Raw genomic sequence first — 22755 nt, 5'->3', positions numbered from 1 at the left:
CGTATGGGCATTGCAGCATTCGCGATGAACTTGTGGCGGCTTTCGTCGTTTGCCTGTGCTAGAAGCGGTCGAGCCATTTGAGCCGCGTCACAGGAGAATTTCATGCGCAAGTTTTTGACCGTGCTGGCAGCACTGGCGACCCTCAGCCTGACCAATTGCGGTTACAACGCGATCCAGACCAATGATGAGCAGGTCAAGTCGGCCTGGTCGGAAGTGGTCAACCAGTATCAGCGCCGCGCGGACCTCGTGCCGAATCTCGTGAATTCCGTGAAGGGCTTCGCGCAGCAGGAGAAAGACGTTCTTCTGGGCGTCACAAATGCACGCGCCAAGGTCGGCTCGGTGCAGGCGACGCCTGATGTGGTCAACGATCCCGCCGCGCTGCAGAAATTCCAGGCCGCGCAAGGCGAACTCTCCAGCGCGCTGTCGCGCTTGCTCGTGGTCACCGAGAACTATCCACAGCTCAAGTCAGACGCGCTGTTCAAGGATCTGATGTCGCAGCTCGAAGGCACCGAGAACCGCATCACCGTGGCGCGCAACCGCTACATCAAGTCGGTGCAGGATTATAATGTCGGCGTGCGCACCTTCCCGAACAATCTCACCGCCATGATGTTCGGCTACAAGGAGAAGGCGAATTTCTCGGTCGCTAATGAGAGCGAGATTTCGACCGCACCGAAGGTCGACTTCAACCCGACGCCGGCGCCCGCGAAATAGACCGGTGCCGATCAGGCCGATCCGATGAAGGCGATCAAAGCCTGTCTGCTTACCTTGCTGCTGTGCTGGAGCGCCGTCGCTCTGGCCGATGTGGCCGTGCCGGCTCTGACGGGGCGCGTGGTCGATCAGACCATGACGTTGAGCGAGTCCGACCGGGCGTCGCTCGACAGCACGCTGCGTGATTTCGAGTCGCGCAAGGGCAGCCAGATCGTGGTGCTGATCGTGCCCACCACGGCGCCAGAAGCCATCGCGCAATACTCCATCCGCGTTGCCGAAGCCTGGAAGATTGGCCGCAAGAAAGTCGATGACGGCGCGATCCTGCTGGTCGCCAAGGACGATCGCAAGCTCCGCATCGAAGTCGGCTACGGCCTCGAAGGCGCGCTGACCGACGTCACGACAAAACGGATCATGGACGAGATCATCACGCCGCGCTTCAAGACCGGCGATTTCGCGGGTGGCATCACGGCCGGCGTCAATCAGATCATCAAGGTGATCGATGGCGAGCCGCTGCCGGCGCCGGATGAATGGAAGGGCAATTCGAATGCCCTCGATCAGATCATGGAATATGCGCCGTTCCTGCTGTTCGGCGTTCTGATCTTCGGCAGTATCCTGCGTAATATCTTCGGCCGGCTGTTCGGCTCATTGGCCACCGGCGGGCTCGTCACCGCGGTGGTCTGGTTGGTCGCCGGCAGCCTGTTGTTCGGCGGCATTCTCGGCGCGGTCGCGTTTTTCTTTACGCTGATCAGCGAGGCCCTCATGTCGGGCGGCGGAGGCGGTGGACGTCGCGGCGGTGGCTATATCGGGGGCGGCGGCGGTTCCTGGTCATCAGGGAGTTCATCGAGCAGCGGCGGCTTCAGTGGAGGCGGCGGCAGTTTCGGTGGCGGCGGCGCTTCGGGGAGTTGGTGATGAGCCTCAAACGCATCGGCAACCATCTGCTCGGCAATCGCTCGCGGGTCCGCAAGGCGTTCCCGCCGCAATCGCTCGCAAGGATCGAACAGGCCATCAAGGCCTCCGAGGCCAGCCATGCCGGCCAGATCCGCTTCGTGGTCGAAGGCGCGCTGGACGGTGCCCCACTGTTCCGCAATCAATCCGCCCGCGAACGCGCCATCGACGTGTTCGCGCAATTGCGTGTCTGGGACACCGCGCATAACAACGGCGTGCTGATCTATCTGCTGCTCGCCGATCGCGATGTCGAGATCGTGGTCGACCGCGGCATCGATGCCCGCGTCGGCAAAGCCGGCTGGGAAGCCATCTGCCAGATGATGGAAGCGGAGTTTCGCGCCGGGCATTTCGAGCGCGGTGTGATCAAGGGGATCGATGCGGTGACGCGGCATCTGGCGGCGCATTTTCCGCGCGATGCCGGCTCGGTGAACGAACTGCCGGATGCGCCGGTGGTGCTGTAGCCGTTACGCCCTCTCAGCCGTCATGCGCGGGCTTGTCCCGCGTATCCACGCCTTGGCAACAAAACGAATAAAGACGTGGATGGCCGGGACAGGCCCGGCCATGACGGAGTTTTGTGTCAGAGCGCCAGTTACGCCTTCACACTCTCCCGCGCACCGACCCGCTCGAACCACGCTGCGATCCTCGCATTGCCCCGGTCCCAAGGCTGCTTCACCTTGTCGGCGAAATCGAGCCAGCAAAACAGCACGATGTCGGCCATGGTGAACCGCTCGCCGCAGATGAAGGTCTTGCCGCCCATCTGTCCGTCGAGCCAGCGCAGCCGGTCGATGGCGATTGTTTTCAGGCCCGGCGCGCCTTCGGGCACGCAGACGATACGTGTCTCGAAGCGCTTCAATCCCTCCGAAAAGCGATAGCCGTTGGCGATGTGCTGGCAGATGTTGAGATCGACGCGCTGCCGCCACATCCGCGCCTCGGCGCGCTGCTCGGGCGTGGTGCCGATCAGCGGCGGCGTCGGATGCATCTCCTCGACATATTCGCAGATCGCGACCGTTTCGGACACATAGGCGCCATCGTCCAGTTCGAGCGTCGGCATCTGCCCATGCGGATTGCGCGCCAGATGCGCGGGCTCGCGGTTCTCGCCACCCGCAAGATCGACGGTCTGGACGGGGAGGCTGATGCCTTTCTCGGCCATGAACATGCGCACCACGCGCGGATTCGGTCCGATGGAATCGTAGAGCTTCATGACGTTTCCCCGATTGTTCTGTTTGCAGGTGTTGTGCGGGCGGGGCGGGTGCGCGTCAAGCAACGGTTCCTGCCGCCGGACAAGAGGTGAAATTTTCGTAAGCACGGCAACCGGTAAGGATTTGGCAAGCAATGAAAGTTACCAAAGTGTTCATCTATTCCGGAGAATTTGATCGTGAGCGAGCACAAGGCCGATTCCACCCCAGACGTCAGCGGCGATCACGTCGACACCGGCGCCGCGGCGGCGGCCGGTTCCCACGATGCTGACATCCATGTGGATTCGCCGAAGCTCGCACCGGAGCAGGGCGACGAGCGCAGCGGTGCTGACCGCCCCGCCCAGATGCCAAAGAGGGAAGCGCCGAAGCTTGGAGCGCCCGGCCGGATCACCATCATGGCTCCCTCCCGCGAGAGCGGCCCGCATGATGGCGCATCCCGCGAGAGTGCATCGCGCGAGCACTCCTGGGAAGATTTCGTCAATTCAGAGCCGAAGATTGAGTCGGCAGAGAAGGCTGGCCGCAGCCGGATGCTGGCCATCGCCGCGATGATCGCGCTGGGTATCACCGTCGGCGCGGTTGGTGGTTCGGTCGCCATGTCGGGCCTCGGCAAGCTGTTTGCCGCCGACGATACCAAGTCGACCAATCAGGCACTGGAAGACCATATCGCTCGCCTGGACGGCGAACTCTCGGCGCTCAAGGCCGAGGTCGACCGCAACGCCAAGCAGTCCATTGCGGCGCGCGCGAAGTCTGCCGATCGTCTCGACAAGCTTGAGAAGGCGCAGGCCGAACCGGCCGCGAAACTCGCCAAGCTGAGCGAGACCGTCGAAAAGCTGCGCACCACGCCGCCTCCTGCAGCTGCGCCCGCGCCGGCCCCTGCACCGGTTGCCTCCGCACCGGCCAAGGAAGTCACGGGTTCGATCAACGCCCCGGTACCGACCCCCGCACCCAAGCCTGAAGTTGCACGCCTGCCCATGGTCGAAGGCTGGCGCATCATCGACATCGCCGGCGGCGGCGCCACCATCGAGGGCCGTGCCGGAATCTTCGAAGTCTATGCCGGTGATCCGGTTCCCGGTCTTGGTCGTATAGATGCGATCCGCAAGCAGGACGGCCGCTGGACGGTGGTCACCTCCAAGGGCCTGATCGTCGCCCGCTGATCCACCCTTCTAGCGACGAATGCGTTCAGGCCGCTGCTGGTGCAGCGGCCTTTGTTTTGCGCTAGCTTCTCGACGTGACGTCTGGGATAGCGCCGTGCGACTTCGCTTGAGCTTCATCGCCGTGCTGCTCTGCCTCGTGGCTCCCGTCGCGCGGGCCGACGAGGGTAATGGTCTCGCCGTCACCGATCCCGGAGCGCTCCGGGCACTCGAGACACGCGGCTTCGGCCTCGCGCAACTGCTCGATCCCGCGCGGACAACGCCGATCCCCAACGACGCGCTGTTTGCTCTGCCTGCGATGACACAAATCCGCGCGGCGCTGGACGATGCCTTTGCGCGCTATCTCGCCGATCATCAGAAGCACCAGCCGCGCGTGGGCGTCGGCCCCGGCCACGACGTGCAACTGTTCGACCAGGCGATGCTGACATCGCCCGACGCGCGGTTCGTGCTTGCCGGCGTCGTCAATCGCATGGACCGGGCCTATGTCGCGCCGGATACCTGCGGTGAGATCAGGCTGATCTATCGCCTCACGCGCACGGCCGCCGGCACAACGCCGCCACGCCTGCCGATGACGCTCAATCTCGTGCTTCGTGCGAAGGACCCGAACGATATGTCTGTGACATGCGCGGATCTCGCCAGGCGCTGGCTCGACTCTGCGTCGTTCACCGCGACTGGCGCCGCACGTGCGGATCGCTTGCTGAAACCGGATGGCCCGCTTGCGACAATCACAGCCGCGCATATCGATCGCATCGAGACCAATCTGCAGATCGCGCATCGACCGAAATCCGATACGCAGGAATTCCGCACCGACTATTTGCAGAACGTGTTTCGCTTCGATGCCAGTGCGAAGCAGTTTCGCGCAGCACCTATGGAGAACCAGATCGACCGCGACCGGTTGCTGGCTGATACGGCGCTCGGCCGCGCGTTTCGCGACTGGCTGCTCTCGCCCGATAATCTGCACAGCTTCGATCGCGGTACGGCTTTGATCCCCGAAAAATTCCTCGCGACATCGTCGTTGGCGTCAACACCGGTTGGCTTTGCACTGTCGGCCCTGCAGCCCGAGTTCGGGTTGATGGATGGCAAGGGGAAGGGTGTGTTCAGCGACCGCGACGTCGTGAGCGCGCTGGAACGAGCCGCATCGCAGGGCAGCGCCTTGGAGAATATCCGCTCGCCGGCCGGCTTTGCGCGGCGGCTGAACGACATCACATGCGGCGGCTGCCACCAGATCCGCGGCATCGGTGGCTTCCATTTTCCAGGCGCGGATACGCTGGCAGACCAATCGCAGGGAACGGTTCCGGCATCGCCGCATTTCATCGGTGACCAGCCCCGCCGTCGCGATATCGTCATGGCGATGCGCGATGGAAAGGCGGCGGACTTTTCACGCGGTTTCTCCGACCGGCCGCAGATGCGTGGTACCAATGAACTTGCGGGATCGCCTCTCCTCGATGGCTGGGGTGCGACATGCTATCGATCGAAGCAGAAGGGCGTCGCGGATAAGAGCTTCGCATCCTGGACCTGTGCCGAAGGTCTCGCCTGTCAGCAGATTGGCGCGGATGCGTCGTCTGCGATCGGCATGTGTTTCGTGCAATGAAATGAGGACGCGATGAACGAGACCGACAAAGAGATCAAGGAACGCGACATCGCGATCGCCGAGAACGAGAGCAAGCAGCAGACGACGAGCAGCATCCGCGTCAGCGTCTGGGCGATCGGTGTGGCCGTCCTGCTCGGGCTCGGCTTCTTCGGCTGGCTGCTGGCGCGGTAGTCAAAAAAGCACCTCTCCCCGCAGACAGGGAGAGGCGAAGTAGGCCAATTCAGAATGCTCTCTGGAACGGTTAGCCCGGCATCAGCACAGTATTCACCACGTGGATCACGCCGTTCGACTGATTGACGTTCGGGATCGTCACGGTCGAGGTACCGCCCTTGGCGTCGACGATCATGACCTTGCCGCCCGAACGCTTCACGGTGAGCTGCTCTCCTTCGACGGTGGTCAGCTTCTTGCCATCGGTGAGATCGGCAGCCGCAAGCTTACCCGGCACCACATGATAGGTGAGGATCTTGGTGAGCGTTGCCTTGTTCTCCGGCTGCACCAGTGTGCCGACAGTGCCCTTTGGCAGCTTGCCGAATGCCGCATTGGTCGGCGCGAACACGGTGAACGGACCGGGGCTGGCCAGCGTATCGACGAGGCCGGCGGCCTTCACGGCGGCGACCAGCGTGGTGTGATCCTTCGAATTGACCGCGTTCTCGACGATGTTCTTCGATGGATACATCGCGGCGCCGCCTACCATGACGGTGTTCTCGCCCTTCATCATCTTGGCAGCAGCGGGCTCGAGGAAACTCGCCGAAATCATCAGCGTGCTGAAGGCGGCGAATGACAGCAGTGCAATGCGCTTCTTGGACATGGTCGTCTCCCGGTTGACAGTGGCGTCGCCGGCGGGGAATCCGCAGGCGTGGTGATCTCGTTGCCGCGCGACATGGCGAGTGCCTGTTGCGCTAACGAGACCAGCTACGCGTTTTAGGGGAGGCGGTTTCAGGTCGGCCTGTGACCACTTCGTGATCACAGGCCGCATCGCAATTTGAAACTCTTTCGCGCGGGCTTCGTAGTCCGCGGCTTGCGCGACTATGCTACCGCGCCGGAAGCACGCAACCACGCGATATCGGCATCATTGAAGCCCGCATTGCGCAGGATCTCGTCGCTGTGTTGGCCGATGGATGGCGGCAGATGCGGCTTGCGCTTGGTCTCGCCACAGATCCAGATCGGGCTGTTGATGGTGAGGATGTCGGTTCCCTCGAACGGGATCAGCACATCGTTGTCCTTCATCTGCTGATCGTTCGGGATGTCGTCGAGAATACCGACGAAGCCGAACACGAGGCCGTTGCCGTCAAGCCGCTCGCGCCAGTCGGCGAGGTCGCGGGTCGCGAACACCTCGTCGAGGATCTCGATCAGTTCGACCGAGCGCGCATGGCGATCAGGTTTGGTTGCGAAGCGCGGATCGTCGCGCAGGTCGTCGCGGCCGAGGCATTTGGTGAAAGCCGGCCATTGCCGCTCCTCGGCAAGCAGCGACAGCATGATCCAGCGACCGTCGCGGCACCTGTAGTGATTGGTGACGGCATTGAGCGCTTCCTCGCGCGAGCGGCGCTTCTCGAATTTGGCGCCGACCAGCTTGGCCTGCGCCAGCACGCTCGACGACCACACGCCATTGGCCATCAGGTTGGATTTCACCTGGCAACCCTTGCCGGTCTTCTCGCGCTTGTAGAGCGCGGTGACGATGGCGCCATACAGCGCCATGGCGCAGGGATGATCGCCCATGCCGGCGATCGAACGCGCGGGTGTCGTGTCCTCGTCCGCCCGCACCAGATCCATCATGCCGGAGCGCGCCCACCACGCCGTCGAGTCGAAGCCGGGCTTGTCGGCTTCCGCGCCCTTGTCGCCATAGCCGGTGAAGCAGGCATAGATCAGCCGCTCGTTCAGCGGTGCGATATCCTCATAGGCAATCTTCAGGCGCTTGCGCACTGGCGGCGGGAAATTGGTGATGAACACGTCCGTCTCGGCGATGAGCTTGTAGAGCACCGCTTGGCCTTCCGGCTTGGCAAGGTCGAGCGCGAGGCTCTTCTTGTTGCGGCTCTCCATCATCCACGCATAGTTGTGCTCGCTCTTGGGATAACCGGGCAGGTTGGGCAGATTGCGATAGGGGTCGCCGGCACCGGGCGGTTCGATCTTGATGACGTCGGCGCCGAAGTCGGACAGCACTGTGGCTGCGGCCGGGGCGGCGATGAAACTCGCGCAGTCCAGCACCTTCAGCCCCTTGAACAGACCGTCTTCCATACGTCACTCCCATCGCTCTTGTTCTGCGTGTTGTTCTTGCCGTCTGCCGGAATTTAATTCCATCTGGAATCCGGTAGCGCATTTGACCCATCTTCGATGGGTGATGCAACGCTCTTCCCCTCTCCCCCAGCGCAGCGCTGCTGCGCGCCGCGGGAGAGGGTGGATCGAGCGCGTGGAGCGCGATCGAGACGGGAGAGGGCGCTACTCTTCACCCGTCATCAATACTGCATTGCCACCCGCGGCGGCGGTGTTGATCGTCACCGTCTGTTCGGTGGCGAAGCGCGCGAGGTAATGCGGGCCGCCGGCTTTCGGCCCGGTGCCGGACAGGCCGAAGCCGCCGAAGGGTTGCACGCCGACCACGGCGCCGATCATGTTGCGGTTCACATAAACATTGCCGACCGGCAGGCGCGCGATCACGCGCTCAACCATATCGTCGATCCGCGAATGCACGCCAAGCGTGAGCCCGAAGCCGCTGTCCGCAATGTCCTGCAACACGCGATCGAACTCCGACGCACGGTAACGCACCACATGCAGGATCGGTCCAAACACTTCCTTGGTCAGTTGCCGCGCGCTCTTCAGTTCGAAGATATGCGGCGCGACGAAATTGCCTGCAGGTGCCGTGCCCGCAAGGTGCACGCGTGCGTCAGTCGTCATGCGCGCAATATGCGCATCGAGTTTCTGCTTGGCCTCGGCATCGATCACCGGACCGATATGGGTGGCGGCATCACCGGGATCGCCCAGCTTGAGTTCCCGGGCCGTCCCTACGATCATCTCGATCATGCGGTCGGCGACATCGTCCTGCACGAGCAGCAGCCGCAACGCTGAGCAGCGCTGCCCGGCCGACCGGAATGCGGACATCACCACATCGTCGGCGACCTGCTCCGGAAGGGCCGTTGCATCGACGATCATCGCATTGATGCCGCCGGTCTCCGCGATGAGTGGTATGATCGGGCCATCTTTGGCGGCGAGGGCGCGGTTGATGGATCGTGCCACCTCGGTCGAGCCGGTGAACACCACGCCCGCAATGGCGGGATGCTCCACCAGCGTGGCGCCGATGCGGCCGTCACCCTGGATCAGATGCAGTGCTGACGTTGGCGCACCGGCTTCGTGAAGCAGGCTTACGGCTTGCGCCGCGATGCGTGGCGTTTGCTCGGCCGGCTTGGCGACGACCGTATTGCCCGCCATCAGCGCGGCGCTCACCTGGCCGAGAAAGATCGCCAGCGGAAAATTCCACGGCGAGATGGCGACGAAGACGCCGCGGCCACGCATGCTCAGCACGTTGCTCTCGCCGGTTGGTCCGGGCATCGTCTGGCCAGTGCCGAATTGCCTGCGTCCTTGCGCGGCGTAATAGCGGCAGAAGTCGATGGCCTCGCGGACTTCCGACAGCGCGTCATCGAGCGTCTTGTCGCCTTCCTGTTGCAGCAATGCGATGAAGGACGCACGGCGCTGTTCCAGAAGATCGGCAGCGTGGTCGAGGATTGCCGCGCGGTCTTCAGCCGGCGTGCGGCTCCATGATGCAAAGCCTGTGCGCGCTACCGTCACCGCAGCATTTGCCTGCTCGGCATTGGCATCGGCGACCTTGTCCACGTCTGGCTTGCTGGCCGCAATCTCGGCCAGCAATTTGTTCAACGCCGCGCGTTCGCCGAATTCGATGCCGCGTGAATTGGTGCGTTCCGGTCGGTAGAGATCGGCTGGCAGCGGGATCTTCGCGTGTCGTGCAGCGTCGAGCGCGCCGATGATCGCGGCCGGTCGCTGCAGCAGCGTCGTGACCGGCACAGCGTCATCGGCCGCGATCGCCACGAAAGATGAGTTCGCGCCATTCTCCAGCAGCCGCCGCACCAGATAGGCCAGCAGATCGCGATGACTGCCGACCGGCGCATAGGTGCGCCAGCGGATAGCGGGATGGTCCTTGCCGAGTTGATCGTAAAGCGCGTCGCCCATGCCATGCAGGCGCTGGAATTCGTAGCCGCCGCCGGTGCCAGCCAGTTCGAGGATGGTCGCGACCGTCAGCGCATTATGCGTGGCGAATTGCGGAAAGATGCGCGGGCGCAAGGCCAGCAGTTTTCGCGCGCAGGCGATGTAGTTGAGGTCGGTCATCGCCTTGCGCGTGAACACCGGATAGCCAATAAGCCCGCGTTCCTGCGCACGCTTGATCTCGGTGTCCCAATAGGCGCCCTTGACGAGCCGCACCATCATCTTGCGGTTATGTCGGCGCGCCAGCGCGTCGATGTGGTCGATCACATCGGCGCAGCGCTTCTGATAGGCCTGGATCGCAAGCCCGAAGCCGTCCCATCCCGCCAGCGACGGATCGGCAAAAGCCGCATCGATCACGTCGAGCGACAATTCGAGTCGGTCGGCTTCTTCGGCATCGACGGTGAAATTGAGGTCATAGCTCTTTGCTTGCTGCGCCAGCGCGATCAGGCGCGGCACGAGTTCGCGCATCACGCGCTGATGGCTCACCGCCTCATAGCGCGGATGCAATGCCGAGAGTTTGACCGAGATACCCGGCCGGTCGGGCAGAGGCCTGTTGCCCGCGGCGTGACCGATGGCCGAGATGGCCGAGGCGTAGGAGTCGAAATAGCGCTGCGCGTCGTTGGCAGTGCGGGCGCCTTCGCCGAGCATGTCGAAAGAGTAGCGTGCCGGGCGCTCGGACGGTGCGCGGGCGCGGGCCAGCGCCGCATCGATGGTTTCCCCGAGCACGAAATGGCTGCCCATCAGCCGCATCGCCTGCCGCGTCGCGGTGCGCACCGCAGGCAGGCCGATCCGCTTCGCCAGCCGGCCCAGCGTGCCCGTCGGCGTCTCGCCGGGCTGGATCGCGCGCTGCGAGATGCCGAGCGCCCACGCCGACGCGTTGACCAGGAAGGCGCTCGATTTCGTCTCGTGATGGATGAAATCGCCCTGGCCGAGCTTGTCCTCGATGAAGGCATCGGCGGTGCGCGCGTCCGGCACCCGCAGCAGCGCCTCGGCCAGCACCATTAGCGCCAGGCCCTCCTTGGTGGAGAGCGCATATTCCCGCAGCATGTCCTCGACACCGCCGAAGCGGTCGTCCTTGGCGCGGATCGCGTCGATCAGGCGCGTGGCCGTTGCGTCGATCCGCGCGTCCTGGGCGGGCGTCATGGCTGCGCCGGCCAGAAGCCCGGCGGCGATGGCTCCATCATCCGGTGCATAGGGAGTGCTGAAGGGAGGTATGAAATCGGGCGGCATGGGCATTTCCTCGGACATTCTGCAAGCTTAATCCCGGTCTGTCCGTAGTTCGATAGGAGATGTTGCAATTTTACCTTAGATAATCCGGAAATTGTCGTGCTATACACCCGATATGAGTGACATCGACAAGATTGACCGGAAAATCCTCGCCGTCCTGCAGGCTGACGGCCGAATCGCCAATGTAGAGCTGGCTGAGAAGGTCGGCCTGTCTGCGACCTCGATCGGCGAGCGGTTGAAGCGACTGCAGCGCGACGGCTATATCGAAGGCTATGGCGCGCGGCTGAATCCGCAGATGCTTGGCCTTGGCCTGCTGGTGTTCGTCGAGGTGCTGCTCGACAAGACCACGCCGGATGTGTTCGAACGCTTCGCCCGCGCGGTGCGGCTCGCGCCGGAAGTGCTGGAGTGCCACATGGTGGCCGGCGGTTTCGATTATCTGGTGAAGGCGCGCGTCGCCGACATGAGCGCCTATCGTCGCTTTCTCGGCGAAAGCCTGCTGGCGCTGCCCGGCGTGCGCGAGAGCCGCACTTACGCCGTCATGGAAGAAGTGAAGCGCGACGCACCGCTGCCGGTGGGATAGCGAGCCGGGATAACGCCGCCGTTGCCTTGCCGTTGTCTTGGCAGCGTGGAGACCCTGCGTTAGGTTTCCGCGCGTTTCTCTCGGAGCAAATCATGCGGGCAGGCTACTTCAATCTTCGTGTCGCCGATTTTCGTATTCTGATGGCGGCAGCTGTCATCGCAGTGACCGGCCTGTTCTCGATGTCGCATGCCCGCGCGATCGAGATGTCCCGCGAGGTCAGCGATCTCTACACGTCGGTGTCGATCTACCCGCCATCTGCCGGTTCCATGACCATCTGCTACGGCTTCGTCTGCCGGCGTCGCCACGCCTTCGATTTCACGCCGGCCGACAGGGCTGCGCTCACCAAGCTTCTCGCCGCAGGCAAGGCGTCGCCCGCAGCGGAGCGCGCTGCCGTGCAGAAGGCAGTGGTGTGGTGGGATCGCCGCGTCGGCCCGGTGCTTGGTACCGACAAGCGGATCGCCAATGCGGATTTCCGCTATTTCGACGACAAGCACAATTTCGATTGCTGGGACACGACGCGCAACGTCACCAGCCTGCTGCTGATCATCCAGGACTGGGGTTTGCTGAAGCATCACACGGTGGGCAATCCGCGCTATCGCGGCAATGCGCTGGTGCTGCAGACGCCGCACAATACCGCCGTGCTGCTGGACCGCGCGACGGGCACCGAATGGGTGGTCGACATGTGGACGCGCGGCTATGCACAGCTGCCGGACGTCAAGCCGGCCGATCAGTGGGTCAAGGAAAACTGAAGCAGGGAATGGAACGCCGTCGCGTCGCTGAGGCCTGCGTCACGTCAACTGGCGGCTCTAAGGAGCGGACCTCGAAAGATCTCAGCTCGGACTTTTGGAGTTAGGCTAGAGCGCACACCGCGGATCGAATTAGCGCAATCCTGCGTGAAACTGATTGCGTTGCAGGAGAGGTGCCCCTTTGGAGGAAACCGCTCGTGCCGAATGCGCTCTACATTGTTGAGGCGTGATCTGGAAAACTTCGGGGAAGCAGCCGGATCACACTGGTATCAAACCAGATGCATCAGACCTTGAGGTTCTCGGCCGAGGTCTTGCCGCGGTTGGCAACTTCCTCGAATTCAACGGTCTGTCCTTCGTTCAGTGTCGAAAGGCCAGCCTTCTCAACTGCCGAAATATGAACGAACACGTCCTTGCCGCCATTCGCCGGCTGGATGAATCCATAACCCTTCGTCGGGTTGAACCACTTCACAGTGCCTTTAGTCATCACGTCGTCTCCGCGGGATCAAAATCGATAACGAACTGCCGGTCCCCGCAAACCGGCATATCCGACATGCGCACGTTACCCGCGGATTGCCAAGCTTGATAGCTCAAACGGCGTGCAGAAATCGTCCAAACCGACCGTTCTCTGTCCAATTTGCCGGGATTCGTCGCTCTTCAGGATGTTTCCGACGCGGCGGAAGGTCGCAAAAGCAGAGTGCCAGGCTCAGCCGCGATACGACCATGCGTTGTTATCTGCACGCGAGTGATATCGCTGCAATGCAAAACCCCGGCCGAGACGGCCGGGGTTCGCAGCCCTCATGCGAGGATTAGTAGCAGACGTTAACCGTGCGCCAGCGCAGGCCGTAGGGCGTCATCACGCGGCGGCTCACATAGCATCCACCGCCGCCACCGACATAGCCAATGCCGAAAGTGGGGCCGTAGAAGCCGCCGCCATGGAAGTGGTGGTGATGGCCATGCCAGCCCCAGCCATGGGCCGATGCGGTGGACGGCGTCAGCGCCATCGCGCCGAGGGAAGCTGCTGCAACGAATGCAAGTGCGAGTTTGCGAAACATGGTCATTCTCCTTCAGTGATGCGCGAAGCGCTGGTTGCGGGATCTGTCTGTTCGATCCATCGCAAATTCGTCGCATCGATTTCGGAGCGGGTTCGAAGAAATTCTGTAGGAATTTTCTGAATGCTTGTTCAGGCAGGCAAAGCAGGTGCGCCCTGCAGGAACAGCGTTAAAGCGCGGAAACCATGTCGCTGGTCACGAGAGATGAAAGTACCTTGGCGTCTGTGATCGTGCGCACATTCATCGGCGCGGCGCGACCGCGGATCGCGACGTCCTGTTGTGGCAGCGCGTCACCCGCCAGGCCTGCAGTGGTGCTTACTTCCTCGGAGATGATGACTTCGCAAGCGAGACTCTTGGTCATGTCCTGCAGGCGCGCAGCGACATTGACCGCATCGCCGAGTGCGGTGAACACCATGTGGTCGCGATAGCCGATATCGCCGACGATGACTTCGCCGCCGTGAATGCCGATGCCGAAACGCAGCGGCTGCGGCAGGTCATGGGCGAGGGCGCGATTGAGTTCGTCGATATTTTCGGCGATGAGCCGTGCTGCCTGCAGCGCCTGTCTGCACGCGGTCTGCGGATCGCAGGCGAGGCCGAACAGCGCCAGCTCGCCGTCGCCGATGAACTGGTTGGGCTTGCCGCCGCTTGCGATCACAGCTCGCGAGACGGCGTCGAGAAAACGGTTGACGATGAACACCGTGTCGTAAGGCAGCCGCTTCTCGGCGAGCATGGTCGAGCCGCGCATGTCGACGAACATGCAGACGAGATAACGCTCCTGGCCGATCCGCGCCGGCTGCGATGCGTGAGCATTCGCGCTGGTCACCTGCGGCGCGAACAGTTGAACGAAGGTGAGGTCGGCTGTCGGTCGCAACTGGCAGGCCAGCCGGACCGCGGGGTCTGCAGCGCCGCCGATCCTGCTCAGCACGAAGGCTTCGCGCGCGGATGGTGCCGGCAATGTCTCGACACCGCTGGTGACGCGAATGCGGCAGGTCGAACAGCGCGCGCGTCCGCCGCAGACGCTGGCATGCGGCACGCGATGACGCAGGCTCGCTTCCAGCACGCTGAAGCCGAGAGGGACGCGCAGCTTGCGACCGTCGCTATAGGACAGATTGATCATCCCGGCGCGGCGTTCGACGACCATGCGGATAGCGCGGGCCGCGAGCACGATACCGAGCAGCGCGAGGTAGCCGATCAGGAGATCGTCGGTGATGTCGCCCAGTGTCTGCTGCTGTGGAACGGTGCCCATCCGGTCCGGGCCGAAATTCTCGGCCTGCCATTGCGGCGATGCCAGCTTGGCCTCGACCTCACGCTTGCCCTGAAAGATGCCGAGCAGTGCCAGTGTCGGGATCAGCACGGCAGCCGACAGAAGATAGGGCGCGAGGCTCTTGAAGTGGGCTTTCAGCCGCAGCCAGAAATACAGCCCGATGCAGCCGTGCAGCCAGGCGACGACCACCACGAGATACATCGACCACGTCTTCGCGGGCGAGGTGATCCAGCCATAGAACACCTGAGGATAGCTGCGATTGATGTCGTACAGGTTTTCTCCCAGGCGGACGGCGACCACATGGCCGACGATGAGTGCGGGAATGCTGAGCCCGAGTGCCAGTTGCAGCGGCTCGACGGCTCGCCAGCGGAACTGCCGGCGTTCGAACAGCGCCCAGATGCCGAGCACGCCATGGATCGTGACCGCCGAGTAGAAGGTCACCGCGACCGGAAAAAACTGCCAGAAGCCGGCATGAATGACGACGCCGGTCTGCAACGCGTCGAGCGAGATATTGCCAAGCGCGTGATTCAGGAAATGGCTGAGCAGATAGGTGAATAGTACTAGTCCGCAGACCAGCCGGACCTGGCGCAGCCCGATGCCGCGCCACCACGCGGTGGCGGGGGCCGTCCGGGGCAGGTTGCTGGCGGGATTGAGCGAGGCGTCCATGGCGAAACCCTACGGCGAGACGCGCTCCGATGCCATCCGGAGCGGCCTCCGGACAGACCTTATCCAGCAGTAAAGTCAACAAGTTGACAGCATGGCGAAGTCCGCCGAAAAGCTCGGCGATGACGTCTTTTCCCGACCCTTACCTCGATCGGAATGTATCCCGCCGCGCCTTTTGGGTGATCGGCGCATCGCTTGTCGCGCTGACCGCGATGCGGCTGGTCTATGCCGGGCTATTCGATCTGCGCACCGATGAGGCCTATTACTGGACCTGGTCGAAGGAGAGCGTGCTGTCGTTCCTCGATCATCCGCCAATGATCTCATGGTTTATCCGTGCGGGCACACTGATCTTCGGCGACACGAATTTCGGCGCGCGTTTCGCTGGTATCGTGGCGATGGCGGTGACGCAATTGCTGCTCGCCGACATTGTTCGCCGCGTTACGCAGGATCTGCGTGCGGTGCTGCTGGCGGTGCTGATGTCGGAAGCGGCGCTGTATTACGGATTGTTGATGGCCAAGGTCGCGCCGGATGTGGCGTTGATTCCGTTCGCCATGGCGATGCTCTGGTCGCTGGTGCGGCTGGCCGAAAGCCATGACGGGCGCTGGTGGCTCGCTGCCGGCGCCTTTGGCGGCTTCGCATTGCTGTCCAAACTCACGGTGGTGATGTTCGTGCCCGGGATTCTCGCATTCATGCTGGTGCCGGAATGGCGCGGGCGCTGGCTGCGCAGCCCGTATCCATGGCTGGCCGTGCTGATCGCACTGGCGATCTCGTCGCCGGTCCTGATCTGGAATGCCGGCCACGACTGGGCGTCGTTCAGGTTCCAGTTCATCCGCGCCACCACGAACAACGAGGTGTCGCTGCGCACGCTCGGCGATTTTCTCGGCCTGCAGTTCGGTCAGGTCGGCTTCATCCTGATGCCGGTCATTCTCTCCGCGGTTGTCGTCACGGCATGGCGTGGCTATCGCCGCCGCGAACCGGTCGCGATCCTGCTCGCCACCTGCGTATTGGTGCCGTTTTTTTCTTTGCATGGAAGTCGCTGACCCTGCGTGTCGGCGATACCTGGCCGATGTTCCTGTGGCCCGCCGGCATCGCTGCAGCGGCGATCAACCTGACGAAACTGCCGGTCGACGGCTGGTCGCCGCGCATGGTGCGTGCCTCCTATGGCTGGAGCATCGCTGCCATCGTCACCGGGATTCCGCTGGTAGTCCTGGTGTTCCTCTATAGCGTGGCCGCGCCGTGGAATCTGATCGGCAAGAACGATCCGCTCGGCGGCGAGGGCGGCTATCAGGTGCTGGCCGACCGCGCATTGGCGGAGATGAAGACCACCGGCGCCACGTGGATCGCGACGACCGACTACCGCACCTATGCAATGCTGCGCTGGCATCTGAAAGACAAGGTGCCGGTGGTGCAGGTCAACGAGCGCGCCAGATTTATCGGTTTCCGCGATCCCGGCATGGACAGAATTAAGGGGCACACCGGACTCTACATCGCGCAGACCGCGGACAATCAGCGCCCGCTGCTGGCGACGACGAGTGCAGTGCTCACGCCTGTTGTCGAAGTCGATACCATCTGGCGCGGCACGGCCATGAAGCACTATGCGATCGACAAGCTCACGGGCTGGACGCCGGACCTGACGCCGAAGCCTGATACGCCGTTCTATCGCTGGCCGGCGCTGGCGGAGATGTCTGTGCCGTCACGCATTCAGCTGGCAGCGCGCTGAGGACTCTCTCCCGGCTGACGAGGCGAAAGCAGGTCGCGACTGGCGCCTGCGACGTCCAGATCGATGCCAAATATGTCTTTCAGTTCGATCTTGCCGGCATCTGTTACTCTAAAGGCGCGGGTCGCACCCGTTCGCGCAACCCATCCGAGTTCCAGAAACCGCCGTTGCAGCTCGGCGCCGACCAATCCACCCACATGATAGCGCCGCTCGCTCCAGTCGAGACAGGCCCGGCAGAAGATGCGCTTGCTGCGACGGTCGGTTTCAAGCTTGGCTCCGAAGTCGCAGAGGAAGCGGTGGCCTGCGTCGGTCAGGGCTCCGCCGTCTGCACTCAGATGCATGTAGTCTCGTGCGATCAACGCGTCCGCGACTGCAACGCCCAGCCGTCCGGCCATGTGATCGTAGCAACTGCGCGCAAGGCACAGTGCTTCATCGCGGGCGGAGCGCGGTCGATGCCTCGGTGGCATTTCCAGGGCTGCGACGGCGATCATGCTTTCCAGCATCTGGGCCACGAGCGGTGATGTGATCCGATAGTAACGAAACCGCCCGCTCGGTGTTACCGATATCAATCGCGCGTTGAGCAGCTGAGCCAAATGTTCGCTCGCGGTGGGGCGGGATATCCGGGCCTGAAACGCCAGCTCGGTTGCCGTAAGCGCCTGACCTCCCATAAGTGCCGCAAGCATGGTCGCGCGCGCCGTGTCGCCGACCAGCGCTGCGACTTCGACCATGTTTGCGGAGGCGACCATATCCCAGCGTAGCGGCTCGCCGGATAATCCGCCACTCCCGTCGGTTCGGCCGGCGCCGAACCAATTGGCCCGGCGCCGGCCGCGGCCCGTGCGATGATGCGATCAATAATGGCAGCCGGGAGCGGAAACATGCAGGCACAGTTCATTCGCGTCGAACCGTTCTCATCCTATTTCGAAGCACGGAAGGTTCCTGTCGCGCCGGCCGTGCGCTACGGCGATCTCGTCTATGTTTCGCAACTGCCGCCCTATGATCCTGAGACCGGGGAGATCAGGCGCTTTCCGCTGGAGCGGCAGATCGAGATCGTCCTCGATCAGATGGCGCTGTGTCTCACGGCTGCGGGTTCATCGATCGACAGGGTGATCAAGTGCAATGTCTATTGCACCGGGGCCGATCAGTTCGAAACCATCAATCGGGTTTATGCGCGTTACTTCTCGGCGGATCCGCCGGCGCGCGGCTTTTTCATCGTTGCGGGATGGCATGGCCCGTTCGACGTTGAGGTCGACTGCGTGGCCGCAGTCTAGAAGTAGTGCGGATTACGCGTTCTCTTCCCCATCCCGCTTCCGCAACAGATCCTTCGCGAGATCGCCAAGCTGCGGGCGTGGCAGCGCCGTGAATGGCAACGGCCGCGTCACATCGATGGCGGCGAGACCCAGGCGGGCCGTGAGCAGGCCATTGAGCACGCCTTCGCCGAGCCGCTGCGAGAGTTTCGCGGCGATGCCGTGACCGAGCACCTGCTGGATCATGCTGTCGCTGGCGGCCATGCCGCCGGTGATGGCGAGATGGCTGATGGCATGACGCATCAGCGTGATCATCCCGAGCGTCCCCGGCCGGCCGCCATAGAGTTTTGCGAGCTGCCGGACCAGCCGGATCGCCGCGGCGGCGACGAACAGCACATCGACCACGGCGCGCGGGCTGACAGCGGTCACCACCGAGACGCGCTGCGCGGCGACCGAGACGAGGCGGCGCGCTTCGATGTCGAGCGGGCTCATCAATTCACGTTCGGCCACGCGAATGAGATCGGCGCCGTCGATGATATCGTCGGCATGGCCCTGCAGGGCCGTGCGGGCGCGGGCGAGGCGCGGATTGGTGTGGGCGAGTTTCAGCAGGTCGGCGAGCACGGCGCGGCTCTCGGCGCGGTCATCGCTGGCGATCACGGCGAGCGCGCGGGCATGCAGCTTCTCGATGGTGGCGAGGCGCATCAGGCTCAGCGCCTCGCGGGTGATGATGGCGATCAGCGCGATGCTGACCAGCGCAGCGAAGCCGAGGCCGAGAAAGCCGAGGCCGTCATTGATGGCGAACAGGTCGCGGACCAGTTGCGTGACGCCGAGACCCGTGCCAAGCAGCACGAGGCCGCCGAGCCCGGTCCAGAACAGCGTGCCCCAGCGGAAGCCGGTCCGTACCGGCCGCAGCGGCTCGTCGATGACGACGGGCATCGCCATCGGATCGGCTTCGGGTGTGATGCGGATGGTGCCGCGGGCGAGGCGGCCGGCATCTTCGTCGGCGTCCATCACGGTGACGTGGGGATCGTCGAGCCGGAACGTGGCCGGGCGGCGCGTACGGTCGGTCATTGCAGCCTGTCTCCGATCAGGAACTGGAGCGCGCGGTCGAGGCGGATGTGAGGCAGCGCCGGCTCCTCGCCGCCGTCGCGGGTGAGCAGCGGCGGGCGGAAGCGCAGGAAGCGATAGTCGGCCTTGTCGGCGGCATCTGTCGAGAGGCCCTTGAAAGAACCGCCGGTGAACAAACCATCGAGATCGGTCGGCAGATCGCCGGGGAAGGTCGCGACTTCGGTCTCGCCGTCGAAGGTCTCGCCATTGGCGACCTCGCCGGCGGCGGGCGTGCCCAGGATCGACGGTAGCTTGTCGCGGCCGCGTTGCACCAGCGCTTCCTTGGTGGCGCGCACGGCGGCGATGGCGACGACATCGACGGATGCACCAGCGAGCTCCGAGCGCGCAACGGCTTTGGTTACGGTACGCCTGAGCACATCCTCCAGCCGGTCGTGGCTGAGGTGATGCAGATGATCGGCCTTGGTCGCCGCAAACAGGATGCGATCGACGCGCGGGCGGAACAGCGTGCTGAGGATCGTGCTCCGGCCGATGCGGAAACAATCGAGAATGCCGGCGAGCGCCGCTTCGAGATCGTGCAGCGCTTCGGGTCCCGCATTGAAGGCAGAGAGCGCATCGACGAGTACGATTTGCCGATCCAGCCTGGAGAAGTGATCGCGGAAGAAAGGGCGGACGACGACGTCCTTGTAGGCCTCGTAGCGTCGCTTCATCATCGCCCACAGCGAACCATCCGGTGCGCTGCCATCGCTGGCGACGTCGAGCGGCGCAAAGGTGAGTGCCGGCGAGCCTGCAAGATTGCCCGGCATCAGGAACCGGCCCGGCGGCAGCAGGCTCATGGCGAAGCGTTCGTCGCGGCAGGCGCGCAGATAGTCGGTGAAGAGTTTTGCTGCGATCAGTGTAGCCTGCTCGTTTTCCGGCGCATTGGGATCGAGCGTGGCAAGATGCGCGTGAAACGCCGCAGCCAGCGCCGCGCGCGGACCCTGCCGCGACAGCGCAAGGCTCTCCGCCGACCATTCCTCATAGCTCTTGTTGAGCAAGGGCAGATCCAGCAGCCATTCGCCGGGATAGTCGACGATGTCGAGCGTGAGCTTGCGGTCGGCGCCGCTCGTGCGCTGATAGTCGATGACCAGACGCAGCTCGCTGATATCCGTTGTCGAGTTCGGCCAGCGGCGCTCATCGATCAGCGTGCGTAGATGTTCCTCATAGGCAAAACGCGGGACGGCATCGTCGGGCTGCGGCGCAAGACGCGCTTGCGCGATGCGCCCGGTGGCCAGCGACTCGAACACCGGAAAGCGTCCGCCGCGCGTCAGGCCATGCACGAGTGCAGTAATGAAGACCGTCTTGCCGGCGCGCGACAGGCCTGTGACCCCAAGCCGCACCGTGGGATTGAACAGACCATCGCCATAATCGAGCAATGCGCGCGCAGACAGCCGCGCTTCTTCGACGAGTTCGGACAGGCTGGGCATCGTGCGGGAAAGCTCATCATGGTGAATGGTGCGCGGGTGTTGATCTGCCTTTAAAAATGGCGATTGTCTGGCTGAAATCAAGTTCGTCACGAAAGCGTCGTCACTTCGTCGTTTGGCTTTCGTTGACGATCTCCAGCCTATGATCTATCGCTGATTTCAGGGGAAGTCACAGGCGGGCTTACGGGGCAAGCTCACCGCATAGCACCGGCCGGGTTGACGCCACCATGACCGTTTTTCGCATCAAAGAACTGACCAGCAATTCCGCTCACATGGTGGCCGGCGCGATCCGCTGGAATTACGACCGTGCCGAGCTGATCGCCGACGGCATCGTTCACGGGCTCGGCGTGTTCTCCGGCCTGATCGCCGCCACGGTTCTCATCGTCCTCGCTGCCGTGTTTGCGACGGCGTATGAAGTCGTGACCGTCTCGGTCTATTCCGTCGGCCTGCTGGCCATGCTGGTGCTGTCGGCCATCTACAATATGTGGCCGGTGTCGCCGCGAAAGTGGTTCCTGCGTCGCTTCGATCACTCCGCGATCTATCTTCTCATCGCCGCGACCTACACGCCGTTCTTTGCGCAGATCGCCAATACACGGCTCGCGATCTCGCTGCTCGCCGGCGTGTGGAGCGTCGCCATCACCGGCATCGTCATCAAGCTCGTTTATCCCGGCCGTTTCGATCGCCTTGCGGTCGTGCTCTATCTCGCCATGGGCTGGAGCGGCTTGATGGCCTATGACGCCGTGTTCACGCCGCTGCCGCCGCTGACCATGTGGTTCGTCGCCGCCGGCGGCACGCTGTATACGCTGGGCGTCGTATTCCACGCCTGGCAGCGGCTGCGTTTCCAGAACGCCATCTGGCACGCATTTGTCCTGCTCGGCGCCGCGTGCCACTATACGGCCGTGCTCGACATGGTGCTGAGCACCTAGGGCATGATCCCGGAAAGTGGATACCGGTTTTCGGATCGGATCATGCTCTAACAAGAAACAAAAACATCAAGGGGAGTGCGGCATGCAGGTGACCGGTAAGGTCGTCGTCGTGACCGGTGGCGCCAATGGCATCGGCCAGGCGTTATGCGAGACATTTCATAAAGCGGGTGCAGCGAAAGTTGTCGTCGTCGATCTCGACGGTGAGCGTGCGACCGCCGTTGCAGAGTCCATCGGCGGCGCCGCGTTCCGATGCGATGTCGGCAAGGAAAAAGACATCCAGCATGTGATCGAACTGACCGAACGGCATTACGGGCCGATCGCGCTGTTCTGCTCCAATGCCGGCATCGGCGGCGGTTTCGATCCCATGAGCCCGAATGCCGGTGGCACGTCGGATGAACCATGGGCGCGGAGCTGGGCGATCCATGTGATGGCCCATGTCTATGCCGCGCGGCATCTGATCCCGCTCTACAAGGCGCGTGGCGGCGGTTATTTCCTCAATACGATCTCGGCCGCGGGGCTCCTCTCGCAAGTCGGCAGCCCTGCCTATTCGACCACCAAACATGCCGCGGTTGGCTTCGCCGAAAATCTCGCGATCTCGCACCGGGCGGATAACATCAAGGTCTCGATCCTCTGCCCGCAGGGCGTCGATACCAACATGCTGAAAAACATCCCGAAAGGCCCGCAATCCAATGACGGCAACCTGTCGCCGGAGCAGGTCGCGCAGGATGCGCTGGCGGGGATCGAAGCGGAGACCTTCCTGATCCTGCCGCACAAGCAGGTGATTGATTACATGCGCAAGAAGACCGAGAACTACGACCGCTGGATCGGCGGCATGGCGAAGATCCAGGCGAAGATGCGGGAGACGTTTGGGAAGGCTTGAGGTTTGTGGGGAAACCCCAGCCTCTCACCACGTCATGGCCGGGCTTGTCCCGGCCATCCACGCCTTTCTTTGCTGCAAAGACGTGGATGCCCGGGACGAACCCGGGCATGACGGAGTTTCTGTTTTAGGCGATG

21 protein-coding genes and 1 pseudogene are annotated in these 22755 nt (G+C 63.2%); 12 read left to right on the top strand and 10 right to left on the bottom strand.

What is annotated here, in order from left to right:
- Positions 1 to 102 precede the first annotated feature (102 nt).
- The 3 genes from RSO67_RS08930 to RSO67_RS08920 are packed head-to-tail and all read left to right on the top strand — an operon-like array spanning position 103 to position 2114.
- Positions 103 to 711 carry a LemA family protein gene (locus RSO67_RS08930; RefSeq protein ID WP_089265314.1) on the top strand — a complete coding sequence of 203 codons (609 nt, stop codon included), beginning with the start codon at positions 103 to 105 and terminating at the stop codon, positions 709 to 711.
- Positions 712 to 735: 24 nt separating this feature from the next.
- A complete protein-coding gene (locus RSO67_RS08925; protein WP_315843187.1) occupies positions 736 to 1617 on the top strand; it encodes a YgcG family protein in 882 nt (293 codons plus the stop codon).
- Positions 1617 to 2114, top strand: coding sequence for a TPM domain-containing protein (locus tag RSO67_RS08920; protein WP_315843186.1), 498 nt, complete (start codon positions 1617 to 1619; stop codon positions 2112 to 2114). The genes RSO67_RS08925 and RSO67_RS08920 overlap by 1 nt, the downstream gene beginning before the upstream one ends.
- Positions 2115 to 2242: 128 nt before the next feature.
- Here RSO67_RS08920 and RSO67_RS08915 read toward each other — a convergent pair whose 3' ends face one another.
- Positions 2243 to 2854: a glutathione S-transferase family protein gene (locus RSO67_RS08915; protein ID WP_315843185.1), complete on the bottom strand. Its 612-nt coding sequence runs from the start codon at positions 2852 to 2854 to the stop codon at positions 2243 to 2245.
- Positions 2855 to 3028: 174 nt separating this feature from the next.
- Between RSO67_RS08915 and RSO67_RS08910 the strand changes: the two genes are divergently transcribed.
- The 3 genes from RSO67_RS08910 (at position 3029) to RSO67_RS08900 (ending at position 5762) form a co-directional block, all read left to right on the top strand.
- Positions 3029 to 4003 carry a hypothetical protein gene (locus RSO67_RS08910; protein WP_315843184.1) on the top strand — a complete coding sequence of 325 codons (975 nt, stop codon included), beginning with the start codon at positions 3029 to 3031 and terminating at the stop codon, positions 4001 to 4003.
- 94 nt (positions 4004 to 4097) lie between these two features.
- Complete coding sequence (locus RSO67_RS08905) at positions 4098 to 5591, top strand: hypothetical protein (RefSeq protein ID WP_315843183.1); 1494 nt, start codon at positions 4098 to 4100, stop codon at positions 5589 to 5591.
- Between the two features lie 12 nt (positions 5592 to 5603).
- A complete protein-coding gene (locus RSO67_RS08900; RefSeq protein ID WP_176454609.1) occupies positions 5604 to 5762 on the top strand; it encodes a hypothetical protein in 159 nt (52 codons plus the stop codon).
- 70 nt (positions 5763 to 5832) lie between these two features.
- On the opposite strand, the gene RSO67_RS08895 is transcribed toward RSO67_RS08900, so the two are convergent.
- From RSO67_RS08895 to putA, 3 genes are all read right to left on the bottom strand, one after another.
- Positions 5833 to 6399, bottom strand: a complete 567-nt coding sequence (locus RSO67_RS08895; RefSeq protein WP_315843182.1) for a fasciclin domain-containing protein — start codon at positions 6397 to 6399, stop codon at positions 5833 to 5835.
- Between the two features lie 218 nt (positions 6400 to 6617).
- Entirely contained in the window at positions 6618 to 7823 is a 1206-nt protein-coding gene (locus tag RSO67_RS08890) for a CoA transferase (protein ID WP_315843181.1), read from the bottom strand.
- Between the two features lie 201 nt (positions 7824 to 8024).
- A complete protein-coding gene (gene putA / locus RSO67_RS08885) occupies positions 8025 to 11027 on the bottom strand; it encodes a bifunctional proline dehydrogenase/L-glutamate gamma-semialdehyde dehydrogenase PutA (protein ID WP_315843180.1) in 3003 nt (1000 codons plus the stop codon).
- 112 nt (positions 11028 to 11139) lie between these two features.
- Between putA and RSO67_RS08880 the strand changes: the two genes are divergently transcribed.
- Both RSO67_RS08880 and RSO67_RS08875 read left to right on the top strand, forming a co-directional pair.
- Positions 11140 to 11604, top strand: a complete 465-nt coding sequence (locus RSO67_RS08880) for an Lrp/AsnC ligand binding domain-containing protein (RefSeq protein ID WP_315843179.1) — start codon at positions 11140 to 11142, stop codon at positions 11602 to 11604.
- Positions 11605 to 11783: 179 nt separating this feature from the next.
- Positions 11784 to 12353 carry a hypothetical protein gene (locus RSO67_RS08875; protein ID WP_410001877.1) on the top strand — a complete coding sequence of 190 codons (570 nt, stop codon included), beginning with the start codon at positions 11784 to 11786 and terminating at the stop codon, positions 12351 to 12353.
- Positions 12354 to 12633: 280 nt separating this feature from the next.
- Here RSO67_RS08875 and RSO67_RS08870 read toward each other — a convergent pair whose 3' ends face one another.
- From RSO67_RS08870 to RSO67_RS08860, 3 genes are all read right to left on the bottom strand, one after another.
- On the bottom strand, positions 12634 to 12834 hold the full coding sequence (locus RSO67_RS08870) for a cold-shock protein (RefSeq protein WP_068734210.1): 201 nt from the start codon (positions 12832 to 12834) through the stop codon (positions 12634 to 12636).
- 322 nt (positions 12835 to 13156) lie between these two features.
- Positions 13157 to 13402 (bottom strand): hypothetical protein, encoded by a 246-nt coding sequence (locus RSO67_RS08865; protein WP_089265306.1) that lies wholly within the window; start codon positions 13400 to 13402, stop codon positions 13157 to 13159.
- Positions 13403 to 13568: 166 nt separating this feature from the next.
- Entirely contained in the window at positions 13569 to 15329 is a 1761-nt protein-coding gene (locus tag RSO67_RS08860; RefSeq protein ID WP_315843178.1) for an adenylate/guanylate cyclase domain-containing protein, read from the bottom strand.
- 119 nt (positions 15330 to 15448) lie between these two features.
- Between RSO67_RS08860 and RSO67_RS08855 the strand changes: the two are divergent.
- Positions 15449 to 17046: pseudogene (locus RSO67_RS08855) on the top strand (glycosyltransferase family 39 protein).
- Here the strand turns inward: RSO67_RS08855 and RSO67_RS08850 are convergent.
- Positions 17028 to 17771 carry a helix-turn-helix domain-containing protein gene (locus RSO67_RS08850; RefSeq protein WP_315843177.1) on the bottom strand — a complete coding sequence of 248 codons (744 nt, stop codon included), beginning with the start codon at positions 17769 to 17771 and terminating at the stop codon, positions 17028 to 17030. The pseudogene RSO67_RS08855 and the gene RSO67_RS08850 overlap by 19 nt on opposite strands.
- A gap of 147 nt (positions 17772 to 17918) precedes the next feature.
- On the opposite strand from RSO67_RS08850, the gene RSO67_RS08845 reads away from it, so the two are divergent.
- The gene (locus tag RSO67_RS08845) at positions 17919 to 18311 is read left to right on the top strand and encodes a RidA family protein (RefSeq protein ID WP_089265302.1); all 393 of its coding nucleotides are present in this window, start codon (positions 17919 to 17921) and stop codon (positions 18309 to 18311) included.
- 12 nt (positions 18312 to 18323) lie between these two features.
- Here the strand turns inward: RSO67_RS08845 and RSO67_RS08840 are convergent, their stop codons facing one another.
- Together RSO67_RS08840 and RSO67_RS08835 are read right to left on the bottom strand one after the other, a co-directional pair.
- Positions 18324 to 19358 (bottom strand): TIGR01620 family protein, encoded by a 1035-nt coding sequence (locus RSO67_RS08840; protein WP_315843176.1) that lies wholly within the window; start codon positions 19356 to 19358, stop codon positions 18324 to 18326.
- Positions 19355 to 20818: a YcjX family protein gene (locus RSO67_RS08835; RefSeq protein WP_315843175.1), complete on the bottom strand. Its 1464-nt coding sequence runs from the start codon at positions 20816 to 20818 to the stop codon at positions 19355 to 19357. The genes RSO67_RS08840 and RSO67_RS08835 overlap by 4 nt, the downstream gene beginning before the upstream one ends.
- 224 nt (positions 20819 to 21042) lie before the next feature.
- Here RSO67_RS08835 and trhA point away from each other — a divergent pair, with 224 nt between their 5' ends.
- The gene (gene trhA / locus RSO67_RS08830; RefSeq protein WP_184518994.1) at positions 21043 to 21741 is read left to right on the top strand and encodes a PAQR family membrane homeostasis protein TrhA; all 699 of its coding nucleotides are present in this window, start codon (positions 21043 to 21045) and stop codon (positions 21739 to 21741) included.
- Positions 21742 to 21823: 82 nt separating this feature from the next.
- Positions 21824 to 22621 (top strand): SDR family oxidoreductase, encoded by a 798-nt coding sequence (locus RSO67_RS08825; protein ID WP_315843174.1) that lies wholly within the window; start codon positions 21824 to 21826, stop codon positions 22619 to 22621.
- The last annotated feature ends 134 nt before the right edge of the window (positions 22622 to 22755 follow it).

This window comes from Tardiphaga sp. 709, from assembly GCF_032401055.1.
Lineage (GTDB): Bacteria > Pseudomonadota > Alphaproteobacteria > Rhizobiales > Xanthobacteraceae > Tardiphaga.
The sequence above is the reverse complement of the archived record's forward strand: the minus strand, read 5'-3'. Positions and strand labels throughout refer to the sequence as shown.